The organism is Methylobacterium sp. P1-11, from assembly GCF_008329595.1.
GTDB lineage: Bacteria > Pseudomonadota > Alphaproteobacteria > Rhizobiales > Beijerinckiaceae > Methylobacterium.
The window spans coordinates 63,445-85,734 of sequence record NZ_NPKS01000028.1 but is presented as its reverse complement, the minus strand read 5'-3'; the positions used below and the strand labels follow the sequence as shown (position 1 = coordinate 85,734).

Sequence of the window (22,290 nt, the reverse complement as noted above, 5' to 3'; positions counted from 1 at the left end):
GCCGGTCTGCGGGGACGCCCGGCACCGGGCGTCCCCGCGAAGGCCCGCTCTACGGGTCCACGATGTGGAAGCTGGCCCGGGCCCGCATCACGAGGCGGCCGTCCTCGTCGTAGGCCCGGGCGGTGAAGTCGTTCACCCCGGTCGCCTCGCTCTCGTCGTGCAGGAGCGCCGTCAGGGTCCGGCGCAGCAGGTCCCGCAGGGCCGCCCGGTCCGCCAGCACGGTGCCCTCGTCGTCCCGGACCTCGACGTGGTCGACGGTGTCGATGAAGTAGCGCGGCATGGAGATCTCCGGGACCGGGATGATCGGGGCGGGGGCGCCCGCAAGCCTCACCAGCGGCCGATCATGGATACAGATCGGATCGGCGGCCGCACTTATCTGAGTTTGAAATACCGGGCCTTATCTCTCGGCCGCGAAGACCCCTAGACCTGATGAATCCGGGGACCCTTCCATCGTCGTTTCCTGGACGGGATCAGTACTTCCGGATGATCGGCTCCGGCGCCATCGGCACCGGATCCGCCCCGAACCGGTAGGTCAGGCCGGCGTAGATCGAGAGCGGCTGCGCCAGGGTCGTGGTCCGCGGCTCGTTGATCGACAGGTTGCCGGCGACCGTCCCCGTCTCCGCGAAGGTGCCGAACGTGGCGTAGCGGTTGTTGGTCAGGTTGGTGATCAGCCCGAAGATCTCCAGGTTCTTGCTGACCTGATACTTCGTCGTCAGGTTCATCACGTAGTAGGCCGGCAGCTTGCGGTTGAGGTTCGATTCGTCGCCCCGGTAGTAGGACGACGAGAAGGCCGAGACGTTGAGGCCGAAGCGCCAGTTCGGGGTGATGCTGTACTCGAAGCCCGCCTTGATCTGATGATCGGGGATCAGCGGGATCTTGTCGCCCGGCCGGACGCGGATGCCGCCGTTCGGGATCACGTCGCCGCCCACGGTGCCGCCGGCCGCCCCCGTGCTCGCCAGCGGGTTGTTGGGCGACGAGAGGGTCGCGTTGAACTGGAAGGTCGCGTCGACCAGGGCATAGTTGGCGTAGATCAGCAGGTCAGGCGCGACCGCGTACTCGGCGCTGACCTCGATGCCCTGGCGCCGGGTCGCCGGGACGTTGATGTAGTAGGCGCGGGCGGCGTTCCCGGCGACGGCGACCTGATAGAGGTCGTTGCTGAGGTCGGTGCGGTAGACACCGGCCTTGTAGGTGAGGGCGCCGCCGGACAGGAAGGCCGGGATCACGCCGCGGAAGCCGGCCTCGTAGGTCCGGCCGGTAACCTGCTTGAGCGGCGGATCCGCCACCAGCGAGTTCGGCAGCAGGCACGGCTGGGTCGGGCTTGAGCAGGACAGTTCCAGCGGGGTCGGCGCGCGGTTCGACTCCGAGTAGCTGCCGTAGAGGTTGAGCGCCGGGTCGAACTGGTAGGTCAGGCCCGCGAGCGGGTTGACCTTGGTGTACTCGTGCACGCCGGTCACGTCCGGCGAGAATCCGGTCTGGTCGCGCGTCTGGATGCGGGCGTAGTTGAGCCGGAAGCCGCCGGTCAGCGACAGCCGGTCGGTCACGTCCAGCGTGTCGGTGGCGTAGAGGCCGAGATACAGGGTCGAGCCGCTGACATTGCTCGGCGCGAGGCCGATCGCCCCGAGGGTGCGGATGTCCGGCGTGCCGAGGCCCGGGATCGTGCCGTAATACGGGTTGTTCGGGTCGGTGGTGATCGACAGGTTCGGGTTGATCACCCCCAGCTGGCTGGACGACTTGAACGCGAAGGTGGAAGCGTCGACGCTGCCACCGACCACGAAGGCGTTGTTCAGGCCGAAGATCCGGTCGCGGTTGGCCGCCTGGAGCGAGCCGCCGTAGGATTCAGCCTGGGTGAGGGTCGTGTCGATCGTGCCGTACGGGATGCTCCGCAGGAATGGGATCGTCCGGTTGTTCAGGCCGAGGATCGCGAACTGGTTGGCGTAGGCCCGGCGCGCCGCCACCTGGCTAGTGGGCGGCGCGTTCACGTTGAACGCGTCGTCTTGGTAGCAGAGCGAGCCCCGGAAGCTTGAGCGGCTGCTGCAATTCTCGAAGTTGCCCTGGTTGCCGTCGACGTAGGTCTCGCTGAAGCGCCGGTAATAGGCGTTGCCGGCGAGGTCCCAGGTCGGCGAGAGGTCGACCCGGCCGGTCAGCTGAAGCGTGCCGACCTGCGTCGTCTGGGTCTGCGGGTAGGTGAAGATCGCCCGCGGATCGACATGGGTGAAGTCGACCGGCGTGGCCGCGGCCGCGCCGTAGAAGCTGCGCGCGGCGAGCCCGATCAGGTGGAACTCCGAGTCCTGCGAGCGGTAGCCGATATCGCCGTAGAGCCGGCCGATCGTGCTCGGGTTCTCATAGCGCCAGCCGCGGTCGTTCAGGCCGTCGCCGGTGAAGTAGAAGCTCCAGGGGCCGGAGATCTTGCCGTACTCGAGGTAGCCGGCGGTGCGCGCGTCCGAGCCGCCCCAGGCCGAGATCTCGGTGCCCTGCCAGGTGAAGCCGTTCTTCATCTGGATGTTGACCGCGCCGCCGATGGCGTTGAGGCCGAAGACCGGGTTGCCGGTGACGACGTCGATGCGCTGGATCGCCTGCGGCGGGATCAGGTCGAAATTGACGACGTCGCCGAAGGCCTCGTTGATGCGCACGCCGTTCTGGTAGACGGCCAGCCCCTGCGGCACGCCCTGCACCGACGAGGCCGTGAAGCCGCGGTAGCTGAGGTCGACCCGGTTCGAGTTGCCCTGCGAATCGTTGAGGTTCACCCCGGGGGTCCGCCGCGCCAGCGTGGCGATCACGTTGTCGGAGCCCTGATCGGCCGCGATCTGCCGCGCCGTCACGGTCTCGACGGTGCTGGGGATCTTGTTGAGCGGCTGCTCGGAGCCGCGCAGCCGCACCCCACCGGCCGGGGCCGGCAAGGTCGGCGCGGCCTGGGCGACAGTATTGAGATTCTGGGCACCGCTGGACGTGCCGCCGCCCGCACCCACTGGCGACGTCGAGACGACGCTGATCTCGCCGAGGGTGACGGCTTGTTGAGCCTGCGCGACACCGGGCAACAGTGCCACGGACGCGATCAAGCTGCCTCGTAGGGCACGCATATCTTCCCCCAACCTGCATTCAAGGCACGCGCCGCTTCTCGTCGGCTGCGTGAGCCTCACTGATCTCGGGTCGGGTCGCGACCTCAATTCACATTCTGTTTAATCCCTGCCGGGGACGGCCTGGAGGCGCGAATGATCGGGCCCGTGGCACAAAGACCACAAAGCGCAAAGCTTAGCGCAAGTCTTCGGGACTATTGTGAAGGAAATACCGGGATAATTGCGCAATGAGAGCGGTGGCCAGCGGCGTCCGATGCCCCGCGCCCGGCCGCCGGGACAAGACCCGGGCTCACAGCGGGGGCAGGCGGACGGCGACCTCGTTCCGGCGCAGGAACGGGATCGCGAAGGGCGGGTCGTACCCCATGACGAACGGCGCCCCCGCCGGTGCGCGGCCGGCCGCCGCCAGGACCGCGGCGAGGATGCGCGCCTGCGCGGCCCGCGCCTCCGGGGTGAGGCGGCCGGAGAAGCGCAGGGCCGCGATCCGCTCGGCCGGGACCTCGACCAGCCGGACCCCCGGCTCGGTCGGCGCCGGCGCCCCGGCCGCCGCCGCCGAGCGCGGCAGGAAGAACCGCATCGTGCCGGTCCCGGCCTGCTCCACCGGGACCGTCATGGCGATGCGCTGGCCGCCGCTCTCCACCGGCGCCGTCATGGCGATGCGCTCGCCCGCCCGGTTCGCGCCGGTGATGTAGCGGAACAGCCGCCCGAAGGCGTCGCCGTCGCCCTGCCCGCGCGCGTCGGTCTCGACCGCGCGGCGCGGCGCGTAGGACCGGATCTCGACCCCGCGGTCGAGGCGCTCGACGACCGTGTAGGCGGGCTGCTCGTAGAGCGCCCGCACGCCGAAGATCCCGAGGATCGCCTCCACCAGGGTGACGAGCGCGTACATGACCCTGTCCATGGCGGAACCTCCGGGAGCCGGCGCGGGCGACGCCCGTGCGGCCTTTCGCACAGATGGCGCCGCGTCTGCCGGTCGCCTCCGGGTTGCGGCATCAGGCCCCCATCAGATCGGGGATCGCGCTCCGGAGGCGGAAGAAGCCGCGGGTAGCCAGGGGCCAAGCCCGGGAATCCCAGGATCGGCGGACCCGAAGGCAGCCCGGCGGCAGGGCCTCCGCCGAGGGGCCGACCGGTGCCCAGGGGGTTACCACAGGCAGCGCGCCGGCCCAGCCGTCGTCCACGGGCGCGGCCGGGCAGCCGAAATGGGCCTCGGCGCGGGCCAGGGCATCGGCCAGAGCCGCCGAGTCGGCCGCGCGGACTTGATCGACCGCCCCCTCGGCGTGGGCGAGCAGGCCGCCAATGCGGGCCACCCCCGCGGGCCCGAGGGGAAGGCTCTCGGGATGCAGGTCGTCGAGATGCAGCAGGAGGGCGACCGCGCCGTCCGGCGGGGAATCGGCCGGGGCAAGGGGCACCTCCCGCGGCGGCATCGCCTCCTCCAGCGGCGCGGCGGTCTCGTCGAGCCCGGCGGGATCGTGGCGCCCGTCGGTGTAGTGCCGGATGTTGTCGCGTCGCGCGCGGTAGGGTTTGCCCCGGGTGTGGAGGCCGGCCACCCACCGCCAGGACAGGGTGTTGCTGGCCGGGTCGCCGTCGAGCAGGTGCCGCAGGAACAGGTCGGCCCCCAGCTCCCAGGGCAGGCGCAGGGTGAAGATCCAGATCGAGGCGAACCACATGCGGGCGTGGTTGTGCAGCCAGCCCTCCTGGGTGAGCTGGGAGGCCCAGGCATCGAACCCGTCGAGGCCCGTGCGCCCCGCCGCAGCCTGTTCGTAGGTCCGGCGCAGGCCGGGCTCGGCCGAAAGGCGCGCCCGCGCGGCCGCCAGCCCGTCGCGATAGGCCGTCCAGGCGCCAGGATGGGTTTCGAGATGGCCCTTGAAATAGGTTCGCCAGAACACCTCCGAGACGAAGGCCGTCGCACCCGCGGGGCCGAAGGCGCGCTGCGCCGCCCGGGCGACCTCGTCCTCGGTCAGCAACCGGCGGCGCAGGTAGGGCGACAGGGCGGAGGTTGTCGGCGTCGCGCCGGGCCCGCGATCCGTGTTGCGAGCCGCGGCATAGGCGGCGCCGGGACCGGCCAGGAAGGCCGCCAGGGCCTCAAGGCCGGCCGCGCGGGTCATGGGAAACGGCGGGGACATGGACCTGATCTAGGACCCCGATCCCGCCCGGCAGCGGCCCGACGCCCGGCATGTGACGATTCGGTCCCGGTGCAGGTCCGCCCCGGCGGGATCCGCCGGTGCGTCAGGTCCGCGTGGGTTTCGGCCGCGCCCGCCTCCTGCCGATGACCTTGCGCAGCACGCGCGAGACCTGGTCGGCCGAGTATGGCTTGTGCAACAATTCGAAGCCGCGGGTCCCTTCCTGGGCGAGGACATGGCTGTAGCCGGATGCCAGCACCACCGGCAGGTGCGGCATCCGCCGACGGAGGATCCGGGCCAGTTCGATCCCGCCCATGCCGGGCATGACCACGTCCGAGAACACGACGTCGAAGGTCGCGCCGTCGGCCCCGAGCTGATCGAGCGCCTCCTCGGCATTTGCCGCCCAGGTCGTGGCGTAGCCGAGATCCTCCAGGATCTGCGTGGCGAAGCGGCCGACCTCGATATTGTCCTCCACCACCAGCACCCGTTGCCCCGCGCCGCCCGGATCGATCTCGGCCGCCTCCGCGGCAGCGTCGCCGCCGGACGACTCGGGCTCGACCTGCGGCAGGTAGAGCGTGAAGGTCGCGCCGCGGCCGGGCGCGCTCTCCACGGCGACGTCGCCGCCCGACTGCTTGGCGAAGCCGAAGACCTGGGACAGGCCGAGGCCGGTGCCCTTGCCGACCTCCTTGGTGGTGAAGAACGGCTCGAACACCCGGGCCAGGACGTCCGGCCCGATGCCGGTGCCGGTGTCGACGAGGGCGATCGCCGCGAACGGGCCGGAAGCGCCCGCATGGCCGCGGATCGGCGGCAGCGCCGCGCCGCAGCGCAGCCGCAGGGTCAGCGTGCCGGCACCGTCCATCGCGTCCCGGGCGTTCACCGCCATGTTGACCAGGGCGGTCTCGAACTGGCTGAGGTCGACCCGGACGAAGCAGGGATGGTCCGGCAGCTCGGTCACCACGGTGATGCGGGCCCCCGTGACCGTATCGAGCAGGTCGGCCACGCCGCGCAGCCGCGCCCCCACATCGAGGGTCTCGGGTTTCAGCGCCTGCCGCCGGGCGAAGGCGAGGAGCTGCCCGGTGAGCTTGGCCGCACGGTCCACCGTCTCCGAGACGGCGTTGAGGTAGCGGGACCGGCGCTCCTCCGCGAGATCCGGCCGGCGCAGGAAGTCCACCGACGAGCGGATGATCGTCAGGAGGTTATTGAAGTCGTGCGCCACGCCGCCCGTGAGCTGGCCCACCGCCTCCAGCTTCTGCGATTGCCGCAGCGCCTCTTCGGCATGCCGGAGCGCCTCGGCCTGGGCCTTCTCGGCGGTGACGTCGCGGCCGTAGGCGTAGACGCGGTCGCCCTCCACGGAAGTGCGCCAGGAGATCAGGCGCGGGGTGCCGTCCTTGTGCCGGTAGCGGTTCTCGAAATCGGTCAGGTCGCGCGCGGCCGCGGCGGCTTCGAGCGCCGCCTGGGTCAGGCCCGCATCCTCGGGCCAGATGAAGTCCAGGAAGCTGTGGCCGACCACCTCGGCCGGCTCGTGCCCGAGAATGGTGTGCCAAGCCGGGTTGACCGCGCGGAAGATGCCGTCGGCCCCGACGACGGCCAGCAGGTCGCGCGAGTTGCGCCAGACCCGGTCATGCTCGGCGGTGCGCTCGGCGACGCGCTGCTCCAGGGTCTCGTTGAAGCGCACGAGCTCGGCCATGAGCCGCTTCTGGTCGTCGATGTCAGTGCTGGTGCCGACCCAGCGGGTGACCGTGCCGTCCGCCGCCAGGACTGGCTGCGCCCGGGCCAGGAACCAGCGATAGGTGCCGTCGGCGCGCCGCAGGCGGTACTCGGCCTGGTAGTCGGCCTGCGACCGGACGGCCGCCAGCCATTCGGCGGCGACCCGGTCCCGATCGTCGGGATGGATGATCTCCCGCCATCTTGCCCCGTCGAGGGTGCCGGGCTGCCAGCCCGCATAGGCGTAGACGCGCTCGTTGAACCAGTTCGCCGCCCCGGCCGCATCGGTCGCCCAGACGAAGTTCGGCAGCACCTGCGACAGAACCCGGAACTGCGCCTCGCTGGCACGCAGGGCCTCCTCGGCCTGCTTGCGGGCCGTGATGTCGATTGCCGTGCCGATCACCCGCACGCAGCGTTCGGCCTCGAAGATCCCGCGCCCCTTGGCGGCAATCCAGCGCACGACCCCGTCCTCCTTGCCGACGGTGCGGTACTCGACGTCGTAGACGGTGCGCCGCGCGGGATCGAGGGCGGAGGCGTAGGCCGCGCTCGTCGCCTCCCGGTCCTCGGGATGCAGGCCCGCGTAATAATCGGCCATCGAGACCGGCACCTCGGCCGAGATTCCGAACATGGCCTTGACCCGCGCCGGCCAGAATAGGGTGTCGGCGACGACGTCGACGTCCCAGAGGCCGATCTCCGCCGACTCGGTGGCCAGCCGCAGGCGCCGCTCGCTCTCCCGCAGCTGCTCCTCGGTCCGGCGGCGCAGGGTGTCGTCGAGATGCAGCCCGTCCCAGACCAGGGTGTCGCCGACGCGCCGGGGGGCCGAGATGATGCGCGTCCAGACGCGGGTGCCGTCGGGCCGGCGCATGGGCGCTTCGACGTCGAAATGTGCGACATCGCGGATCGCGGCGGCCTCGGCCTCGGCGATGGCGGCCCGGTATTCCGGAAGGATGAGGTTGTAGGCGACGGCCGGGTCGGCGAGCACCGCCTCGGCCGGCACGCCGGTCATGCGCTCGAAGCCCTGCGAGACGTAGACGAAGCGCCGGTCCGCGCCATCCGGGCCCGTGGCGAGCTGATAGACGTAGCCGCCCGGGAGGTGGTCGGTGAGCGCCCGGATCCGCGCCTCCGCCTCGCGCAGGCGCGCCTCGGCCTGGACGCGGCCGGTCGTCTCCGTGCAGGCGCAATGCAGGCCGACGACCCGGCCGGCCTCGTCGCGCACCGGCGCGTACGAGAAGGTGAACCAAGTCGGCTCGTCATAGCCGTGCCGGTTCATGGTCAGCGGCATGTTCTCGGACCACGTCGCCGCGCCGGCGAGTGCCCGGTCGATCAGGGGGCCGATCTCCGGCCAGATCTCCGGCCAGACGTCGCGGAAGCGTGCACCGAGCGCCGCGGGATGCTTTTCGCCGAGGATCTCTGCATAGGCGTCGTTGTAGAGGAAGATGAGGTCGGGCCCGAACGCCACGAACATCGGGAACCGCGATCCCAGGATCAGGCTCAGCGTCGCCTGCAGGCAGGGACGCCAGGTGTCTGGCGGTCCGAGGGGCGAGCCAGACCAGTCGTGGGCGCGCATCCGGGCGCCCATCGCCCCGCCCTCCGCGAGGAAAGGCAGATCCGCGGTCCTGACGGTCTCAGACATGGGACAGGGACAGGCTCCACGAAGGGCATCGCTCGGCCTGACGCCACCCTTCCGGTCGCAGGGCCGGCTGACAGGGCGGCCTCGCACCGGCGCGGAGGGGCCGTACGGTGCCCGCAGACCCATCGGTGCCCCAGCGCGCGGGCCGGTGCAACCGCCTCGATCAGGTCAGGCCCTCCGATGGCCGCGACCCGTGTGGAGGACGCCCTGACGACGCCCTGACGACGCCTCAGGCGCTCCTGTCGCGGCCCGAGATCAGGCGGAGCTGCGCCGTTGGGCGGGACGCCAGGGCGGCGGCCACCTTGCCCTCGAGTTCGCCGACCCGGAACGGCTTCAGCACGATCCCATCGATGCCGACGGCGCCGGCCTTGGTCAGGGCCGTGGTGTCGGCGAAGCCGGTGACGAACAGAACCGGCAGCGCCGGCCAGCGCTTCCGGACCTCCAGAGCCGTCTCGGCCCCGTTCATGCCGGGCATGGCGAAGTCCATCACGACGAGGTCGATGCCCGGATCCGCTTCGAGGGTGGCCAGCGCCTGGAGGCCGGAGGCGGCCTCGCGCACCGCGTAGCCGGCCTCGATCAGGCGGGTCGTCGTCACCTCGCGCACCTCGGCGTCGTCATCGACCACCAGGAGCCGGGGCCCGCCGCCGGGCGGATGCGTCCGCGTGATCTCGGACGGGACAGGCATGCGGGGCACATGTCCCTCCGCCTCCACGGCCCGGGGGAGGTAGACCTTGATCGAGGTGCCCTCGCCGGGGACCGTGTCGATGCGGATGCCGCCGCCGGATTGCTTGACGAAGCCGTAGACCTGGGCGAGCCCCAGACCTGATCCCTTGCCGACCTCCTTGGTGGTGAAGAACGGCTCGAACACCCGGGCCAGCACGTCCGACGTCATCCCGGTGCCGGTATCGCTCACAGCCACCATGACGTAGGCGCCGGGCGCCGGCTGCTCGGGCCGCGTCGGCGCCCCGGTGACGCTGACATTGGCGGTCTCGATGGCGAGCCGGCCGCCGACCGCCATCGCGTCGCGGGCGTTGATGGCGAGGTTGAGGATCACGAGCTCGATCTGGGTGGCGTCAACCAGGGCGGCCCACAGGTCGGCCTGCAGGGTCGTCTCGATGCGGACCGCACCGCCGATCGAACTCTGCAGCAGGTCCCGCATCGAGGCGACCGTCTGGTTGAGGCTGATCGGCTTCGGCTCCAGGCGCTGGCGGCGCGAGAAGGCGAGGAGCTGCGCCGTGAGCCGGGCGCCGCGCTCGGCGGCCCCGCGCATCATCGCAAGGCGACGCTTCGAGCGGGTGTCGGAGACGGCGCGCTCTAGGAACTCGATATTGCCGGCGATCACCGTGAGCAGGTTGTTGAAATCGTGCGCGACGCCGCTCGTGAGCTGCCCGACCGCGTCCAGGCGCTGGGCAAGCCGCAGGGCATCCTCTGCCCGCTCCCGCTCGACGATCTGGGCCTGGAGGGCCTCGTTCGCCTCCGCGAGTTCCCGGGTCCGCTCGGCGATGCGCGCCTCCAGGGTCTCGTTGAGCGCCTGCAGGGCCGCCTCGGCCTCGCGCTTGTCGGCGCGCGACCGCGCCTCGGCCAGCGCCCGGACGATCGTGCGCGGCATCCGGTCGAGTCGCTGCTTGACGACGTAGTCGGTGGCGCCGTTCTTGAGGGCCTCGACGGCCACATCCTCGCCGAGCGTGCCCGAGCAGAAGATGAACGGGGTGTCCGGGCATTGCGCCCGGGCGATCCCGAGGGCGCTCACCCCGTCGAAGGTCGGCAGGACGTAATCCGCCAGGATCAGATCGTGCCGGCCGGCGACCGCCGCGCGGGCGAAGGCGTCGCGGGTCATCACCCGCTCGATCGCGATCGGATGCCCGAGCGACTCCAGCTCGGCCTCGATCAGCTCGGCGTCGAGGTCGCTGTCCTCCAGGTGGAGGATGCGCAGTGGGCCCGCGGAATGTCCGATCACGCGTTCGATGGCCAGCCTCCCCGGTATGGCGGCGGCTCGTTGAGGAGGGCCCAGAACACGCCGATCTCCTTGATCGCCGCGAAGAATTCCTCGAAGGCGACCGGCTTCACCACGAAGGCGTTCACCCCGAGGTCGTAGGATCGCACGAGGTCGGTCTCCTCGCGGGAGGAGGTCAGCATGACCACGGGAATCGTGCGGGTGACCGGGTCACTCTTGATCTTGGCGAGCACCTCCAGGCCGTCGAGCTTCGGGAGCTTCAGGTCGAGCAGCACCACCGCGGGATCCTGGGCCTGCCGCTTCTCGTGCGCGCCCCGCCGGTAGATGAAGTCGAGGGCCTCGGCCCCGTCGCGGCAGATGACGATCTCGTTGGCGAGCTGGCTCGATTCGAGCGCCGCGAGCGTCAGCTCGATGTCGTTCGGGTTATCCTCGACGAGGAGGATCGGCTTCAGGCCTGCCATGTCGGTTCCGTCATGTCAGTGCGCCTCCTCCCGGATGGGCAGGGTGAAGTAGAAGGTGGCGCCCTCACCGAGCTTGCCCTCGGCCCAGGTCCGGCCGCCGTGGCGCTCGACGATGCGGCGGACATTGGCGAGGCCGATGCCCGTGCCCTCGAACTCCTCGACCCGGTGCAGCCGCTGGAAGACGCCGAACAGCTTGTCGACATAGGCCATGTCGAAGCCGGCGCCGTTGTCGCGCACGAAGTAGACCGCTTCGCCCTCCCGAGGCGGGAGGCTGCCCATCGCGATCACCGCCTCCGGAGTGCCACGGGTGTATTTCACCGCGTTCGACAGCAGGTTCTCGATGACGAGCCGCAGCATGACCGGGTCGGCATAGGCGCGGCCGAGCGGCGCGATCTCCCAGCGGATGGTCCGATCGGCGGTAACGTCGCGCAGGACCTTCCGACGGACCTCCTCGACCAGGGCATTCATGTCGCCCCAGACCTTGTTCAGGGCATGCCGGCCCATCTGCGAGAAGCTCAGGAGGCTGTCGACCAGGGTTCCGGCCGAGAAAGCCGCCTCAATGATGGTCTCCACGTAGTGCCGACCCTTGTCGGAGAGCTGGGCGCCCTCGCGGGTCTTCAGCAGGTTCGCGTAGCCGACGATGTGGCGGAAGGGGGCGCGCAGATCGTGACTGACGGAATAGGAGAACGCCTCCAGCTCCTTGTTCGAACGCTGCAGCTCCTCGCTCATGGCGGCCAGTTCCTCGGCCCGGCGCAGGACGATGCCGAGCACCGAGGCGCGCAGATCCTTGGCGGCCTCCACCTCCGGGACTGACCAGGGCAGGGAGCGGCTCTTCACGGTCTCCTTCCAGATCTCGAACGACTTGCGCGGGTGCAGCCGGTCTGCGCCGCCGTCCGGGTCGGGCTGGACGGCCTTCACGGGATTGCCGCCCCACTTCACCGTCCGCACCACCTCGGGCCTGAACCAGAGGATGTAGCTCGCGTATTTCTTCGAGACCGAGATCGCGAGGAGACCGCTCGCCCGGTCGGCGAAGTCAGCGGCCGCTGGAAACGCCTCCGACAGGGCCTCGGAGATGAAGACCTCCTCGGCGTCGTCGCGCTCCGACAGCCACCGGTACAGGCCGCGGACCTCGCGCTCGGACGGCGTCGCTCCGAGCAGCCGGCAGCGATCCGCCGTCACCACCGCGGCGCCGGTGGCGTCCACCAGGGCCAGGACGTCGTCGGGATGGTTGAGCAGGCCGTCGACGAAGCTGTCCTCCTCGGCCATGAATCCGAGGAGGCGCGCCTGTACGGCGCCGAGCGCCAGACGCGTCTCGGACTGCGCACCGCGCTCGCGGGCCGAGAGCTGGAGCGCGAAAATCTGGGTGAGCACGTCGCAGGCATTGCGCGCCTGCAGCGGCACGCGCTTGGGCACACGGTTGTGGCAGGAGATCAGGCCCCAGAGCGCGCCGTCCACGAGGATCGACACCGACATGGAGGCCATCGTGCCCATGTTGCGCATGTACTCGACATGGACCGGCGAGACCGAGCGCAGCACCGACTGGCTGAGATCCAGCGGCATGCCGGAGGGCGTGGTGGCCGGCCGGATCGGCACTGGGACGTAGCCGGCATCGGGGATGATGCGCAGCCGGTTCCGGCGGTAGAGCTCGCGCGCCTGGACGGGGATGTCGGAGGCGGGAAAGCGCAGGTCGAGGTAGGAGGGCAGCACGCCGTTGCCGGCTTCGGCCAGCACCGTGCCGTGCCAGTCGCGGTCGAACCGGTAGACCAGGGCGCGGTCGAGGCCGGTGATCTGGCGGATGTCGTCGGCGACGAACTGGCAGAGGTCCTCGACGGTGAGGGCTGTCTGCAGGCGCTCGACGAAGGCCCGCAGGCGCGGCGTGAGCACGTCGACGCCGATCTCGGCCGCGTCCGTATCGATCTCCTCCAGTTCCAGCACCACGAGGTCGTCGACCCGATGGGCCGCCACCTCGTAGGTTTGGCGGCCGCCATTGGTCTCCAGCGTCACGGTGCGGAGATAGAGGGCGCCATCCTGGGGCTCCGCCGCCGCGAGGTGGCGCCGGACGATGGCCGCGACCTCGGGCAGAGCCGCGTCGAGGTCGGTCCCGACCACCGCCGCCGCGGGGGCGTTGGCGCTCGCCTGGACGATGGCGAGCGACCGGACATCAAGGCTGAGCAGGAATCCGTGCGGCTGGACGCTGCCGACGATGTGGATGGGCTCGCGGTCGCAGGCGGTCAGGTCGAGACGCTGGGCTGCGCCACTTCGAAGGTTCAAGCCGGGTTCGCCTCCTCATCGGGTCGGCTGCAAAGTTAACGCGTGTTAGCAGCCGATCCGGGTGGTTCCTATAGGCTTAAAGAACCGGTTCGCGCCGGGTTCCCGTCTCTTTGGCGGAGTGCCCCTGGGCAGCCAAGGCGGACGGGCACCCGATCCGCCTCGCACGCGCGACGCCAGGTCACACGGTCGGCGCGCACGGTGAACCCGCACCGGATTCCGGATCTTGCCGGACCCCGCGAGGGGTCCTGTGGCAGCGTCCCGGAGACCCGGGAGCCTAGATCGGAACCCAAGGGGCCAGGGCAATCAGGACCAAGGGCATCGCCGCCAGGGCCAGAAGGGTCTGCGCCGCCGTGATCCCCGCCATCAGGGGGGCATCCCCGCCGAGCTGCCGGGCCAGGATGTAGGCGGAGGAGGCGGTCGGCAGGACCTGGAAGACCAGGGCGGTGGTCAGCGCCGGGCCGTGCAGACCGAGGCACAGAGCCACCAGAATCGTCGCGGCCGGCATGGCGACGAACTTCATCGCCGAAGCGGCGAGGACGGGCCCGGCCCAGCGCCGGGCCGTGCCGAACTCGAGCGCCGCTCCGACGCAAAGCAGGCCGAGCGGCAGCGATGCGGCCCCCAGGGCCCGCAGCGCCGGTTCCAGCCCCGGCGGAAGGCCGAAGCCGAGCCCCTGGAACAGGATTCCGCCCAGCGACGACACCACCAGCGGGTTCGTGGCCAGTTGCCGGGCAATGCCGCGGGGCGTCATCCGTATTGTGCCGTGTCGGGCGAAGACCAGCACGCAAAGGATGTTGACGGTGGGGACGATCGCCGCGTTGCAGATGGCCGCCAGCGCGATGCCCTGCGGCCCGAACAACCCGGCGGCCAGCGTCACCCCGACATAGTTGTTGAAGCGGACGCTGCCCTGGAACACCGAGGTGAAGGCCGGTCCGTCGAGCTTCAGGCACGGACGCAGGGCGATCACGAAAGCCGCGACTGCGAGGGTTGACAGGATCAGCGTCAGCGCGAGGGTGCCGACCGGCACGGCCTCGATCCGCGCCGTCGCGAGGCTGTGGAAGAACAGGCTCGGCAGCAGCACGAAGTAGCCCAGCCGCTCGGCCTGCGGCCAGAAGCCCTCGGCCAGGAAGCCGCGCCGCCGCAAGGCCAGACCCAGGGCGGTCAGGATCACGATCGGCAACAGGGCGAGCAGCACCGCGCCGATCACGGGAGAGGGTCCAAGGCCGCGTCGCTTTCAGCTGCGCCGGTCGGGTACGCCGCAGCACGGGCGGGCCGGCCGCACGGTCAGCCGCGCCCGAGCGTGTAGAATTCGGGGTTGGGCCGCAGGCTGGTCACGTTGGCCAGCCGGTTCGACAGGCCGAAGAAGGCCGCGATGGCGGCGATGTCCCAGGCATCCGCGTCGTCGAAGCCGTGGGCCCTCAGCGCCGCGAACGCGGCCTCGCCGACCTGATGCGCGGACTGGCTGACCAGCATGGCGAAATCGAGCATCGCCTTCTGCCGATCGGTAATGTCGGCCTTGCGGTAGTTGATCGCGACCTGATCGGCGATCAGCGGGTCCTTGGCGCGGATCCGGAGGATCGCACCATGGGCGATCACGCAGTACTGGCACTGATTCATGGCCGATGTCGCCACGACGATCATCTCGCGCTCGGCCTTGGTCAGGTTGCCCGGCTTGTCCATGAGGGCGTCGTGATAGGCGAAGAAGGCCCGGAATTCCTCCGGACGATGGGCGAGGACCAGGAACACGTTCGGGATGAAGCCGGACTTCTCTTGGACCGCCTCGATCCGCGCGCGGATGTCTGCCGGCAGCGCCTCCAGGCGGGGGACCGGGAAGCGGCCGATCGGGGCGTCTTCGGCTGACATGGGCGCGCTCCTCGCAGATCGAGCCGGCGCCCGAGGCCGCCGGCCGTCCCGCGCAGCGGATAGACCGAACGGTCGCTTCAACGCAATCGACCGCGGCGGCACCTTCGTCGCCCTGCGCATCCGCTACCCCGCGGGTGAACGGGCGCGACGGCAGGTGGCCGTCACCACGGCCGCGAATGCGCTGCACCTGACCGGATCGAGCCGGGGACCGCGCTGACGGGCGCGCCGGGCACCGGCTCGGTGCAAGACCGCCTTGAAGACCGCCTTGAAGACCGCTTTGGGCCGGCGCCCCGCCTACGCGACGCGCCCCGATCACCGCGAGAAGGTCGTGGCCGTCTGTGCAGTCGAGACCATCGTGTTGTAGTCGTTGACGATCCAGGTCACGTCGCGCCCGGCGCCGCGGCGGGCGTCGCCTTTGGCCCTGGCGAGCTTGGCGTCGAATTCGCGCAGCTTACCCAGGAGCGAGCGCGGCCGGCTCTCGAACACGTGGAAGGAGTTCGGATTGGCGGCGCTGTACCCGTCCATGTCCTTGACGGCGACCGCGTAGCGCCCGAGTGCGGCCTCGAAGGCGGCCATGTCGACGACCGGCTTGGCGTCGGTGGGCAGCAGGTCCATGACCTTGCGCGCCTCGGTCATCACGTTCGCGACGTGCCAGCGGGCCTTGCGACCCTCCCGCGCCTCGATGGCGGCGAGTTCGAGGGCGTCGCTCTTCTCCTTCTCGACGCGGAACACGGCGTCGACCTTGGCGCGCGCGGCCAGGAAGGCCGGCCCCGCGACGGCGAGCTTGGCGTGGAGCGCCTTGCCCTGCTCCATCTTGTCCGCGCGATAATCCTGCCGCTCGTAATAGCCCTCCGCCTCGGTGATCGTCGGGGCGAGCGCCTGGTAGGTGGTGATGTAGTTCTTCATGGCGCCGTCGAGTTCCGGCATCGCGGGCGGCTGCGCCATCGCGGCCTCTGCCTTCGCGATCTCGCCGCGCACGTCGTAGAGCCCGTAGAGGCCGTAGATGGTCCGCTCGCGGCCGGTCGGACCGGTCTTCATGTTGACCCAGCTCTGATAGCGGCTGAGCGATTCCTGCGCCCGCAAGGTCCGGTTGAGGAGCCCGACATAGGCGTTGAGCTTGCGGATCCTCTCCTGCGCGGGGTCGACATCGGGCTTGGCCGTTTGCCCCGCCGGGGCGGGGGCAGGCGCGGGTGCCTGCGCGAGGGCAGGGGAGGCGGCGAGCAGCATCGTCACGACCCGCCAAGTGGCCGCTGTCAGGGTCCTCGTTCTCATGGGCGCAGGGGATCCTCCAGATTCGTTCGGCCCATGTAGCCGGCGTCCGGCATGAAGACCAGATGCGAAAACCCGTGTCATTCGTGCAGTAGATACCCGAAGACCAACAAGGGCGCTTCATTGCAGAAAATCAAAAGTCACATGCTTGATCATTTATACGAAGATGCTGGTCTCGCCAGACTCCACAGAATCGGCCGTCGGACGCGCAATTCTGATTGAGCCGGGCCGTCCATTCGGACGTTAGGATGTCCGCCGGGGCGGAATCGCATGGGTCGGACGTCGCAGCGGTCTCGGATCCTGCCACATCCGGCCGATCCGTGGTCGGCGGGCTCCGGGCATGATTGCGCGCGTCGGACCGGCAGAGAGGCACCGCCGGCAGCCTGACCTCACACCAGGAGCATCGATGGCCGGAGGCTGCCCGACATACCCCTTCGCTCGGACGGGGCGTCGACGAGCCCGGGACCGGCGCGACCCTCGTCCCGCGGACGCGGATCAGATAGAGGATTGGACGATGCTCGACCGCCATCCCCGCATCCTGGCCAATCTGCGTGCCCGGTTGGCCGAGCCGCAGCGCGTCTATCACGCCCAGGCGCATGTCGACGCGCTGCTAGAGGCGTTCCGCGCCCACGGCGCGACTGTCCGGAGTCCCGACGCCGTAGAACTGGCGATCTGGTTCCACGACGCCGTCTACCGGCCGGGCGCCTCCGACAACGAGCGCCGCGCTCCTGCGGACGCTCATGGACGGCCTGGTCCCGGCGACCACGCTGGCGGCGGCCGAGACGATGATCCGGGCGACCGAGCGGCATGCCGTCCCGGACGGTCTCCCGGCCGCGCTCGCCGCGGACGTCGCCGTCTTCCTCGACATGGACATGGCGATCCTGGGGGCGGCGCAAGCCGCCTACGACGACTACGCTGCGGGCGTGGCACGGGAGTTCATCCCGGCCGTCGGCGAGGCGGCCTACCGACAGGGGCGCACGGCCTTCCTGCGGGGGACCCTTGAATCCGGCCGGCCGCTGTTCCTCACGGACCAGGCCCGGGCAGAGCTGGAGGGGCCGGCGCGGTCGAACATGCGGCGCGAGTTGGCGACGCTGGACCGAAGACGCGAAGCGGCCCGGGCCCGCGATCCGGTCACGGATCGATGAGGTGCGGTACGAAGCGGGCTCGGTCGGTCGTGATGAGGCCGTCCGATTCGCGCAGGCAGAGGCCGGCGGGTCGATCCCCGACCATCCAGCTGCCGATCAGCGCGCGCCGGCCGGCGAAATCGGGCAACTCGGCCACGGCCTGCCGCACGTAGCCTTCGCCGCCGTAGGGACCCGCGCCATGTGCCGCGACGGCGCCGTCGCGCACGATCAGCACGTTGGCGCCCTCGCGCCCGTAGAGGGGTTTCCTGACGAAGCTCCGGCCCAGCGCGGCCTTGGCGGCGTCCTCCTCGAAAAAGGTCGGCAGCAGGTTGGGATGGCCGGGCTCCATCGCCCAGAGATGCGCCAGCAGCCCCTTGTTGGAGAGCACCGCCTTCCAGGGCGGCTCCAGGAAGCGGGTCGCCACCGTGCCGACCGCGCGGCCGAACGGGTCGGCGAACATCCATTCCCATGGATAAAGCTTGAACAGGCAGCCGATCGGGGCTCCGGCCTCGTCCACGAAGCGCCCGTCCTCCGCGAGCCCGATCGCCTCGATCGACAGGAAGGGGGCGGCGCGGCCGGCCTGGAGCGCGCAATCCTGGAGATAGGCCAGCGTGCCGCGATCCTCCGGCGCGTCGGGGAAGCCCGCGAAGGCGACACCCTCCGGCGGCGCCACCGCGGCGAGCCGCGCCACCAGCGCCTCGTGCAGGGTGTTGAACTGGTCGGCGCCGGCGGGGAGGCGCCCCCGCGCCAGCCCGTCCTCCAGCCACAGCCACTGGAAGACCGCGCTCTCGTAGAGGGCGGTCGGCGTATCGGCGTTGTACTCGAGGAGCTTGGCCGGCCCTTCGCCCCCGTAGCTGAAGTCGAAGCGCCCATACAGGCTGGGATCGCGCCGCGCCCAGCTCGCCCGGATCGCGTCCCAGGCGTGCTCCGGGATCCGCAGCGAGCGGAGGATCGCCTCGTCCCGGACCGCCCGGTCGACGAAGGCGAGGCAGAGCTCGTGCAGCGCGGCGCTCGGCGCCTCGATGGCGTCCTCGATCTCGGCGAGGCTGAAAGCGTAGTAGGCGCTCTCGTCCCAGTAGGGGGCGCCGTCGAACGTGTGGAAGGTGAAGCCGGCCCGCGCGGCGTGGCGTCGCCAGTCGGGCCGCTCGGGGATCGGCACGCGGCGCATCAGCCGCCTCCGGTTCCGCCCGCGCGGCCGCCCGAGCCTCCGGAGAACGCCGTCGCGCGCCCGGTGCCGCCGAAGCCGCCGCGGCTGATCGTGCGCGGGGTCGTGCTCGTGGTGCGGGCGACGGAGGCAGGGACATGGACCCGCGAGGCGCCGCCCGCATAGGCGACCCGGCCGCCCGCGCCGGTGCAGTACCCGCCCCCGTGTCCGGCCGTCCCCGCCGCGTCGCGCTCCTCTTCGGGCGCGTGCGCGTAGAGCGGCTGGATCGGCAGGTCCTGAGCGTCCGTCCGCCCCATCATGAAGGCGGCCATGACCGGCAGGTAGCGGCCATTCGCGGCCGCCGTGACCTGCTCGCCCGGCGTGCAGCCGCCGCTCCCGTGGTGGCGCTGACAATCGGCCTCGGTCTCGTAGCGCGGCGCCGTCGCCGCGTACGTCTCCTGCGCGGTCTTGTAGGCGGTGATGCAGGCCTCGGCGCTGCGCAGCTGCTGGGCGATGCAAGCGCCGAGACTCCCGTAGACGAGCGCCTCCTCCTCCCGCTGGGACGGGTCGAGGCCGCCGAGGGTCAGGGCGGCCGCACCCGCACCGGCGACCAGAACCAGCGACACGGCGGCCGAGCGCTTGGAGCGGCGGGTGGCGGCGGAGCCGGTTGCTGGCGCGCCGGCGGCTTCGGGAGCGGGCGCGGTCTCCATCACCGGCCGCTCAATAGGTCATCGAGGCGGCATTCACGACGCCGCCCGCCAGCGAGGCCGCGCCGAGGAGGATCGCGGCGGCGGAGCGATCCTCCTCGATGCGGCGCGACAAGTCCGGCACCGCGAGGCGCACGAGCCAGTAGATCGCGATCTGGATCACGAGGGCGATCAGGCCCCAGATCAGGCAATCGAGCAGAGACCGGGCATTGTAGATCGCCACCGCCAGCGGCAGGGTGAAGCCGATCAGGCTTCCGCCCAGCGCGATGGCCGCGGCCGTCACGTCCCGGCGGATCAGCGCGATCTCGTTATGTGCGGTGGCGAGAGTGTAGATCAGCAGGTAGAGGCCGATCAGCCCGGTCGCAGTGCCGAGATAGAGCAGGAAGTCCGGCAGCCCGGAGACCAGGGTCACGCAAGGCTCGCCGTCTCGTCGGCTCCGGTCGTCGAAAGCACCGAAGCCGGACAGGTATCCCGGACGAACCGCACGACAAGCGAGGCGAATGTCAGGGCGGATTGCTGCGTGCGGGATCGATTCACGCCTGTGAATCCACGCAATTTCCCGCGCGGTGTCAAGCTTGTCGCGGATTTCGGACGGTTAGGCTGGCGGCCCTGTGCCGAGGTCCCGCCCGCCTCGGAGGACGGGGCGCCAGACGGGCGCTACCAGACCAGCCGTTCGATCATCGCGTCGGGATGCACCGCCTGCCGGCCGAGCCATGCCGCCACGTCGCCCAGGCGGTGATGCGCGGCCGTGACGCCGAGTTCCTCAGCGTGGATGCCGCGGGCCACCAGCAGGCTGGCGACGCCGAAGCCGCGGGCCCCCGCGATGTCGGTGCGGATCGCGTCGCCGATCGCCAGGACTCGCGCCGGATCGACCGGGGCCCCGATGAGCGCCGTCCCCTTGGCGAGTGCCGCCTCGTAGACCGGGCGGTGCGGCTTGCCGGCGTAGACCACGGGGCCGCCGATCTCCGCATAGGCCGCCGCGAGCAGGCCCGCGCACGGGATCAGGCGGTTGCCGCTCTCCACGACGAGGTCGGGATTGGCGCAGATCATCGTCAGACCACGGGCGGCCAGACGCTCCAGTTCCGGACGGTAATCGTCCGGGGTCTCGCTGCGGTCGTCGAACAGGCCAGTGCAGACGACGAGGTCGGCCTCCGCCTCCGGGACGAGGCTGAGATCGAGGCCCTGGAAGATGCCGAGGTCGCGCTCCGGCCCGAGATGCCGGATCCGCGCACCGGGGCGCGCGGCGATCAGATCGTGGGTGAGGTCGCCCGAGGTCAGGATCGCGTCGTAGGCCTCCCGCGGCACGCCGAACCGGTCGAGGATGCGGCCGACGCCGTCGCCGGGCCGGGGTGCGTTCGAGACGAGGACGACCCGGCGCAGCCGCGCGCCCGGGAGACCGCGGAAGCGGATCAGCGCCTCGCCGGCGGCCCCGTGGGCCTTCTGGCCGTCGTGCAGCACGCCCCAGACGTCGCAGAGGATCAGGTCATACCGGTCGGCGACCTCGGCGAGGCCCTGGAGGGTCGGGATCGGTGCGGGAGTGGTGCTCATGGAAGGTCCTGGATTCAAAAGGTCCGGGACCTTTTGTGGGTGCAGGGCAAAGCCCTGCGATACATCAGGTCTGCGCCCTGACAACTCGCCGGCGTGCGTCGTCCTTCGGAAATTCCTTACGGGCGTTGGGCTGGTCCCAGCCGGTGCTCGGCGAAGAAGTCGAGCATCGCCCGTGAGGCGTCGGGCCCTTCGGGGTCGGTGTAGCTGCCGTCGGAGCGGCCTCCGGACCAAGCGTGGCCGGCACCGCGCACCCGCCAATCCTCGACGACGACCCGACCCGCCTCGTCCCAGTAGCGGGTGCGGGTGAAGGGATGGCCGCGGCCCTCGAAGGTCTCAGATCGGGCTGTCAGCCCGGCGACCTTGGCCTGGGACAGGACTTGGTCGGCGTTGCGCACGCTGACCGTGCCGTCGTCCTCGCCGTGGAAGATGATCGTCGGCACACGGGCCGCGGGGGCGGGGCCGCCGAAGGCCGTCGGGGCACCGAGACCCGGGGCGCCGACCTGCATGGCCATCAGCGCCGAGCCGAGATCCCGGGCGCAGCCGGCCGCAAGGCCCGAATGCACGCCGACGGCCGCGTAGAGATCCGGGTAGGCGCGGGCGATGTTGAGAGCCGCAGCGCCCCCCGCCGACAGGCCGGCGATGTAGACTCGGGCCGGGTCGATCGGGTGCTCCGCCAGGATGGCGTGGGTGAGGCCCGCGATGATCGCCGGCTCGCCTGCTCCGCGGCCCTGGTCCCGGGGCTCGTACCAGTTCCAGCAGCGCTGGGCATGGGCGTGGCGGCTCTGGGCCGGGTAGGCCACGAACACGCCCGCGCGCTCGGCGAGGGTGTTCATGCCGGTGCCGGCGGCGAAATCGTCCGGATTCTGCGTGCAGCCGTGCAGCATCACGATCAGCGGCGCCGCCCGGTCCGGATGGCCCGGGATGAACAGCTTGTACTCGCGCGTGCCGGCGGGCTCGGCATGGGTCAGGGACACGAAGCGTCCGGTCCCGCCCGCCCGGGCGGCCGGCGGCGGAGGCGGCCGCAGCGGGTTGCCCAGGCCCTTCAGCACCGGTGCGAGGCCGCGCACGACCTGCCCCACCACCTCGCGCATCCGCGTGCCGGTATCCGCTGCCGAATTGCGCGCCTCCGCGGCCGCATCGTCGTGATTCGCGGCGATCTGCGGTGGAGCGGCGGTCTGTGCTGCGGGTGCGGCTCTCGGGCCGCCGAGGCTGCGGTGGATCAGGGCGGTCGCCTCCTCGAGCCGGCCGAGCCCGGTGAGGCGGGTGGCCTCGATCATGTCGGCGAAGGGCCACGGGCCGGTCTTGTCGTCGCGCTCTCCGTCGCGGCTGCCGAATTCCTCGGTCATGCGTGCGCGCCTCACTGCCTCAGCATCTCTGTCCAGGCGGGCCCCGGTACGGCTGTGCCGACGCTTGGGCCGGACCCGCCATCC

Annotated in this window: 17 protein-coding genes; 1 reads left to right on the top strand and 16 read right to left on the bottom strand. The window is 70.9% G+C overall.

What is annotated here, in order from left to right; all coding sequences use genetic code 11:
* Positions 1-49: 49 nt before the first annotated feature.
* The 11 genes from CIW48_RS24390 to CIW48_RS24340 all read right to left on the bottom strand — a co-directional run bounded on the left by CIW48_RS24390 (position 50) and on the right by CIW48_RS24340 (position 16,340).
* Positions 50-280 (bottom strand): hypothetical protein, encoded by a 231-nt coding sequence (locus CIW48_RS24390; RefSeq protein ID WP_149313056.1) that lies wholly within the window; start codon positions 278-280, stop codon positions 50-52.
* Positions 281-470: 190 nt separating this feature from the next.
* Entirely contained in the window at positions 471-3,077 is a 2,607-nt protein-coding gene (locus CIW48_RS24385) for a TonB-dependent receptor (RefSeq protein ID WP_149313055.1), read from the bottom strand.
* A gap of 286 nt (positions 3,078-3,363) precedes the next feature.
* Positions 3,364-3,969, bottom strand: a complete 606-nt coding sequence (locus tag CIW48_RS24380) for a heme-binding protein (protein ID WP_149313054.1) — start codon at positions 3,967-3,969, stop codon at positions 3,364-3,366.
* Positions 3,970-4,060: 91 nt separating this feature from the next.
* Complete coding sequence (locus tag CIW48_RS24375; protein WP_149313053.1) at positions 4,061-5,191, bottom strand: FAD-binding domain-containing protein; 1,131 nt, start codon at positions 5,189-5,191, stop codon at positions 4,061-4,063.
* 103 nt (positions 5,192-5,294) lie between these two features.
* Entirely contained in the window at positions 5,295-8,525 is a 3,231-nt protein-coding gene (locus tag CIW48_RS24370; RefSeq protein WP_149313052.1) for a PAS domain-containing protein, read from the bottom strand.
* Positions 8,526-8,751: 226 nt separating this feature from the next.
* Positions 8,752-10,479, bottom strand: coding sequence for a response regulator (locus tag CIW48_RS24365; protein ID WP_149313051.1), 1,728 nt, complete (start codon positions 10,477-10,479; stop codon positions 8,752-8,754).
* Positions 10,476-10,937, bottom strand: coding sequence for a response regulator (locus CIW48_RS24360; protein ID WP_149313050.1), 462 nt, complete (start codon positions 10,935-10,937; stop codon positions 10,476-10,478). The genes CIW48_RS24365 and CIW48_RS24360 overlap by 4 nt, the downstream gene beginning before the upstream one ends.
* Positions 10,938-10,952: 15 nt before the next feature.
* Entirely contained in the window at positions 10,953-13,208 is a 2,256-nt protein-coding gene (locus CIW48_RS24355; RefSeq protein WP_149313049.1) for an ATP-binding protein, read from the bottom strand.
* A 274-nt stretch (positions 13,209-13,482) separates the two neighbouring features.
* Entirely contained in the window at positions 13,483-14,412 is a 930-nt protein-coding gene (locus CIW48_RS24350) for an AEC family transporter (protein WP_149313048.1), read from the bottom strand.
* A 77-nt stretch (positions 14,413-14,489) separates the two neighbouring features.
* The gene (locus CIW48_RS24345) at positions 14,490-15,068 is read right to left on the bottom strand and encodes a peroxidase-related enzyme (protein ID WP_149313047.1); all 579 of its coding nucleotides are present in this window, start codon (positions 15,066-15,068) and stop codon (positions 14,490-14,492) included.
* Positions 15,069-15,380: 312 nt separating this feature from the next.
* Positions 15,381-16,340: a YiiG family protein gene (locus tag CIW48_RS24340; protein WP_149313046.1), complete on the bottom strand. Its 960-nt coding sequence runs from the start codon at positions 16,338-16,340 to the stop codon at positions 15,381-15,383.
* 737 nt (positions 16,341-17,077) lie between these two features.
* On the opposite strand from CIW48_RS24340, the gene CIW48_RS34235 reads away from it, so the two are divergent.
* Positions 17,078-17,482, top strand: a complete 405-nt coding sequence (locus tag CIW48_RS34235) for a hypothetical protein (RefSeq protein ID WP_246695402.1) — start codon at positions 17,078-17,080, stop codon at positions 17,480-17,482.
* On the opposite strand, the gene CIW48_RS24330 is transcribed toward CIW48_RS34235, so the two are convergent.
* The 5 genes from CIW48_RS24330 to CIW48_RS24310 form a co-directional block, all read right to left on the bottom strand.
* Positions 17,469-18,629 carry a glutathionylspermidine synthase family protein gene (locus tag CIW48_RS24330; protein WP_149313045.1) on the bottom strand — a complete coding sequence of 387 codons (1,161 nt, stop codon included), beginning with the start codon at positions 18,627-18,629 and terminating at the stop codon, positions 17,469-17,471. The genes CIW48_RS34235 and CIW48_RS24330 overlap by 14 nt on opposite strands.
* On the bottom strand, positions 18,629-19,315 hold the full coding sequence (locus tag CIW48_RS24325; RefSeq protein ID WP_149313075.1) for a DUF1190 domain-containing protein: 687 nt from the start codon (positions 19,313-19,315) through the stop codon (positions 18,629-18,631). The genes CIW48_RS24330 and CIW48_RS24325 overlap by 1 nt, the downstream gene beginning before the upstream one ends.
* A gap of 10 nt (positions 19,316-19,325) precedes the next feature.
* Positions 19,326-19,724, bottom strand: coding sequence for a DUF350 domain-containing protein (locus CIW48_RS24320; RefSeq protein WP_091782693.1), 399 nt, complete (start codon positions 19,722-19,724; stop codon positions 19,326-19,328).
* Between the two features lie 245 nt (positions 19,725-19,969).
* A complete protein-coding gene (locus CIW48_RS24315; protein ID WP_149313044.1) occupies positions 19,970-20,860 on the bottom strand; it encodes a TIGR01459 family HAD-type hydrolase in 891 nt (296 codons plus the stop codon).
* Between the two features lie 116 nt (positions 20,861-20,976).
* Entirely contained in the window at positions 20,977-22,206 is a 1,230-nt protein-coding gene (locus tag CIW48_RS24310; RefSeq protein ID WP_149313043.1) for a PHB depolymerase family esterase, read from the bottom strand.
* Positions 22,207-22,290 lie beyond the last annotated feature (84 nt).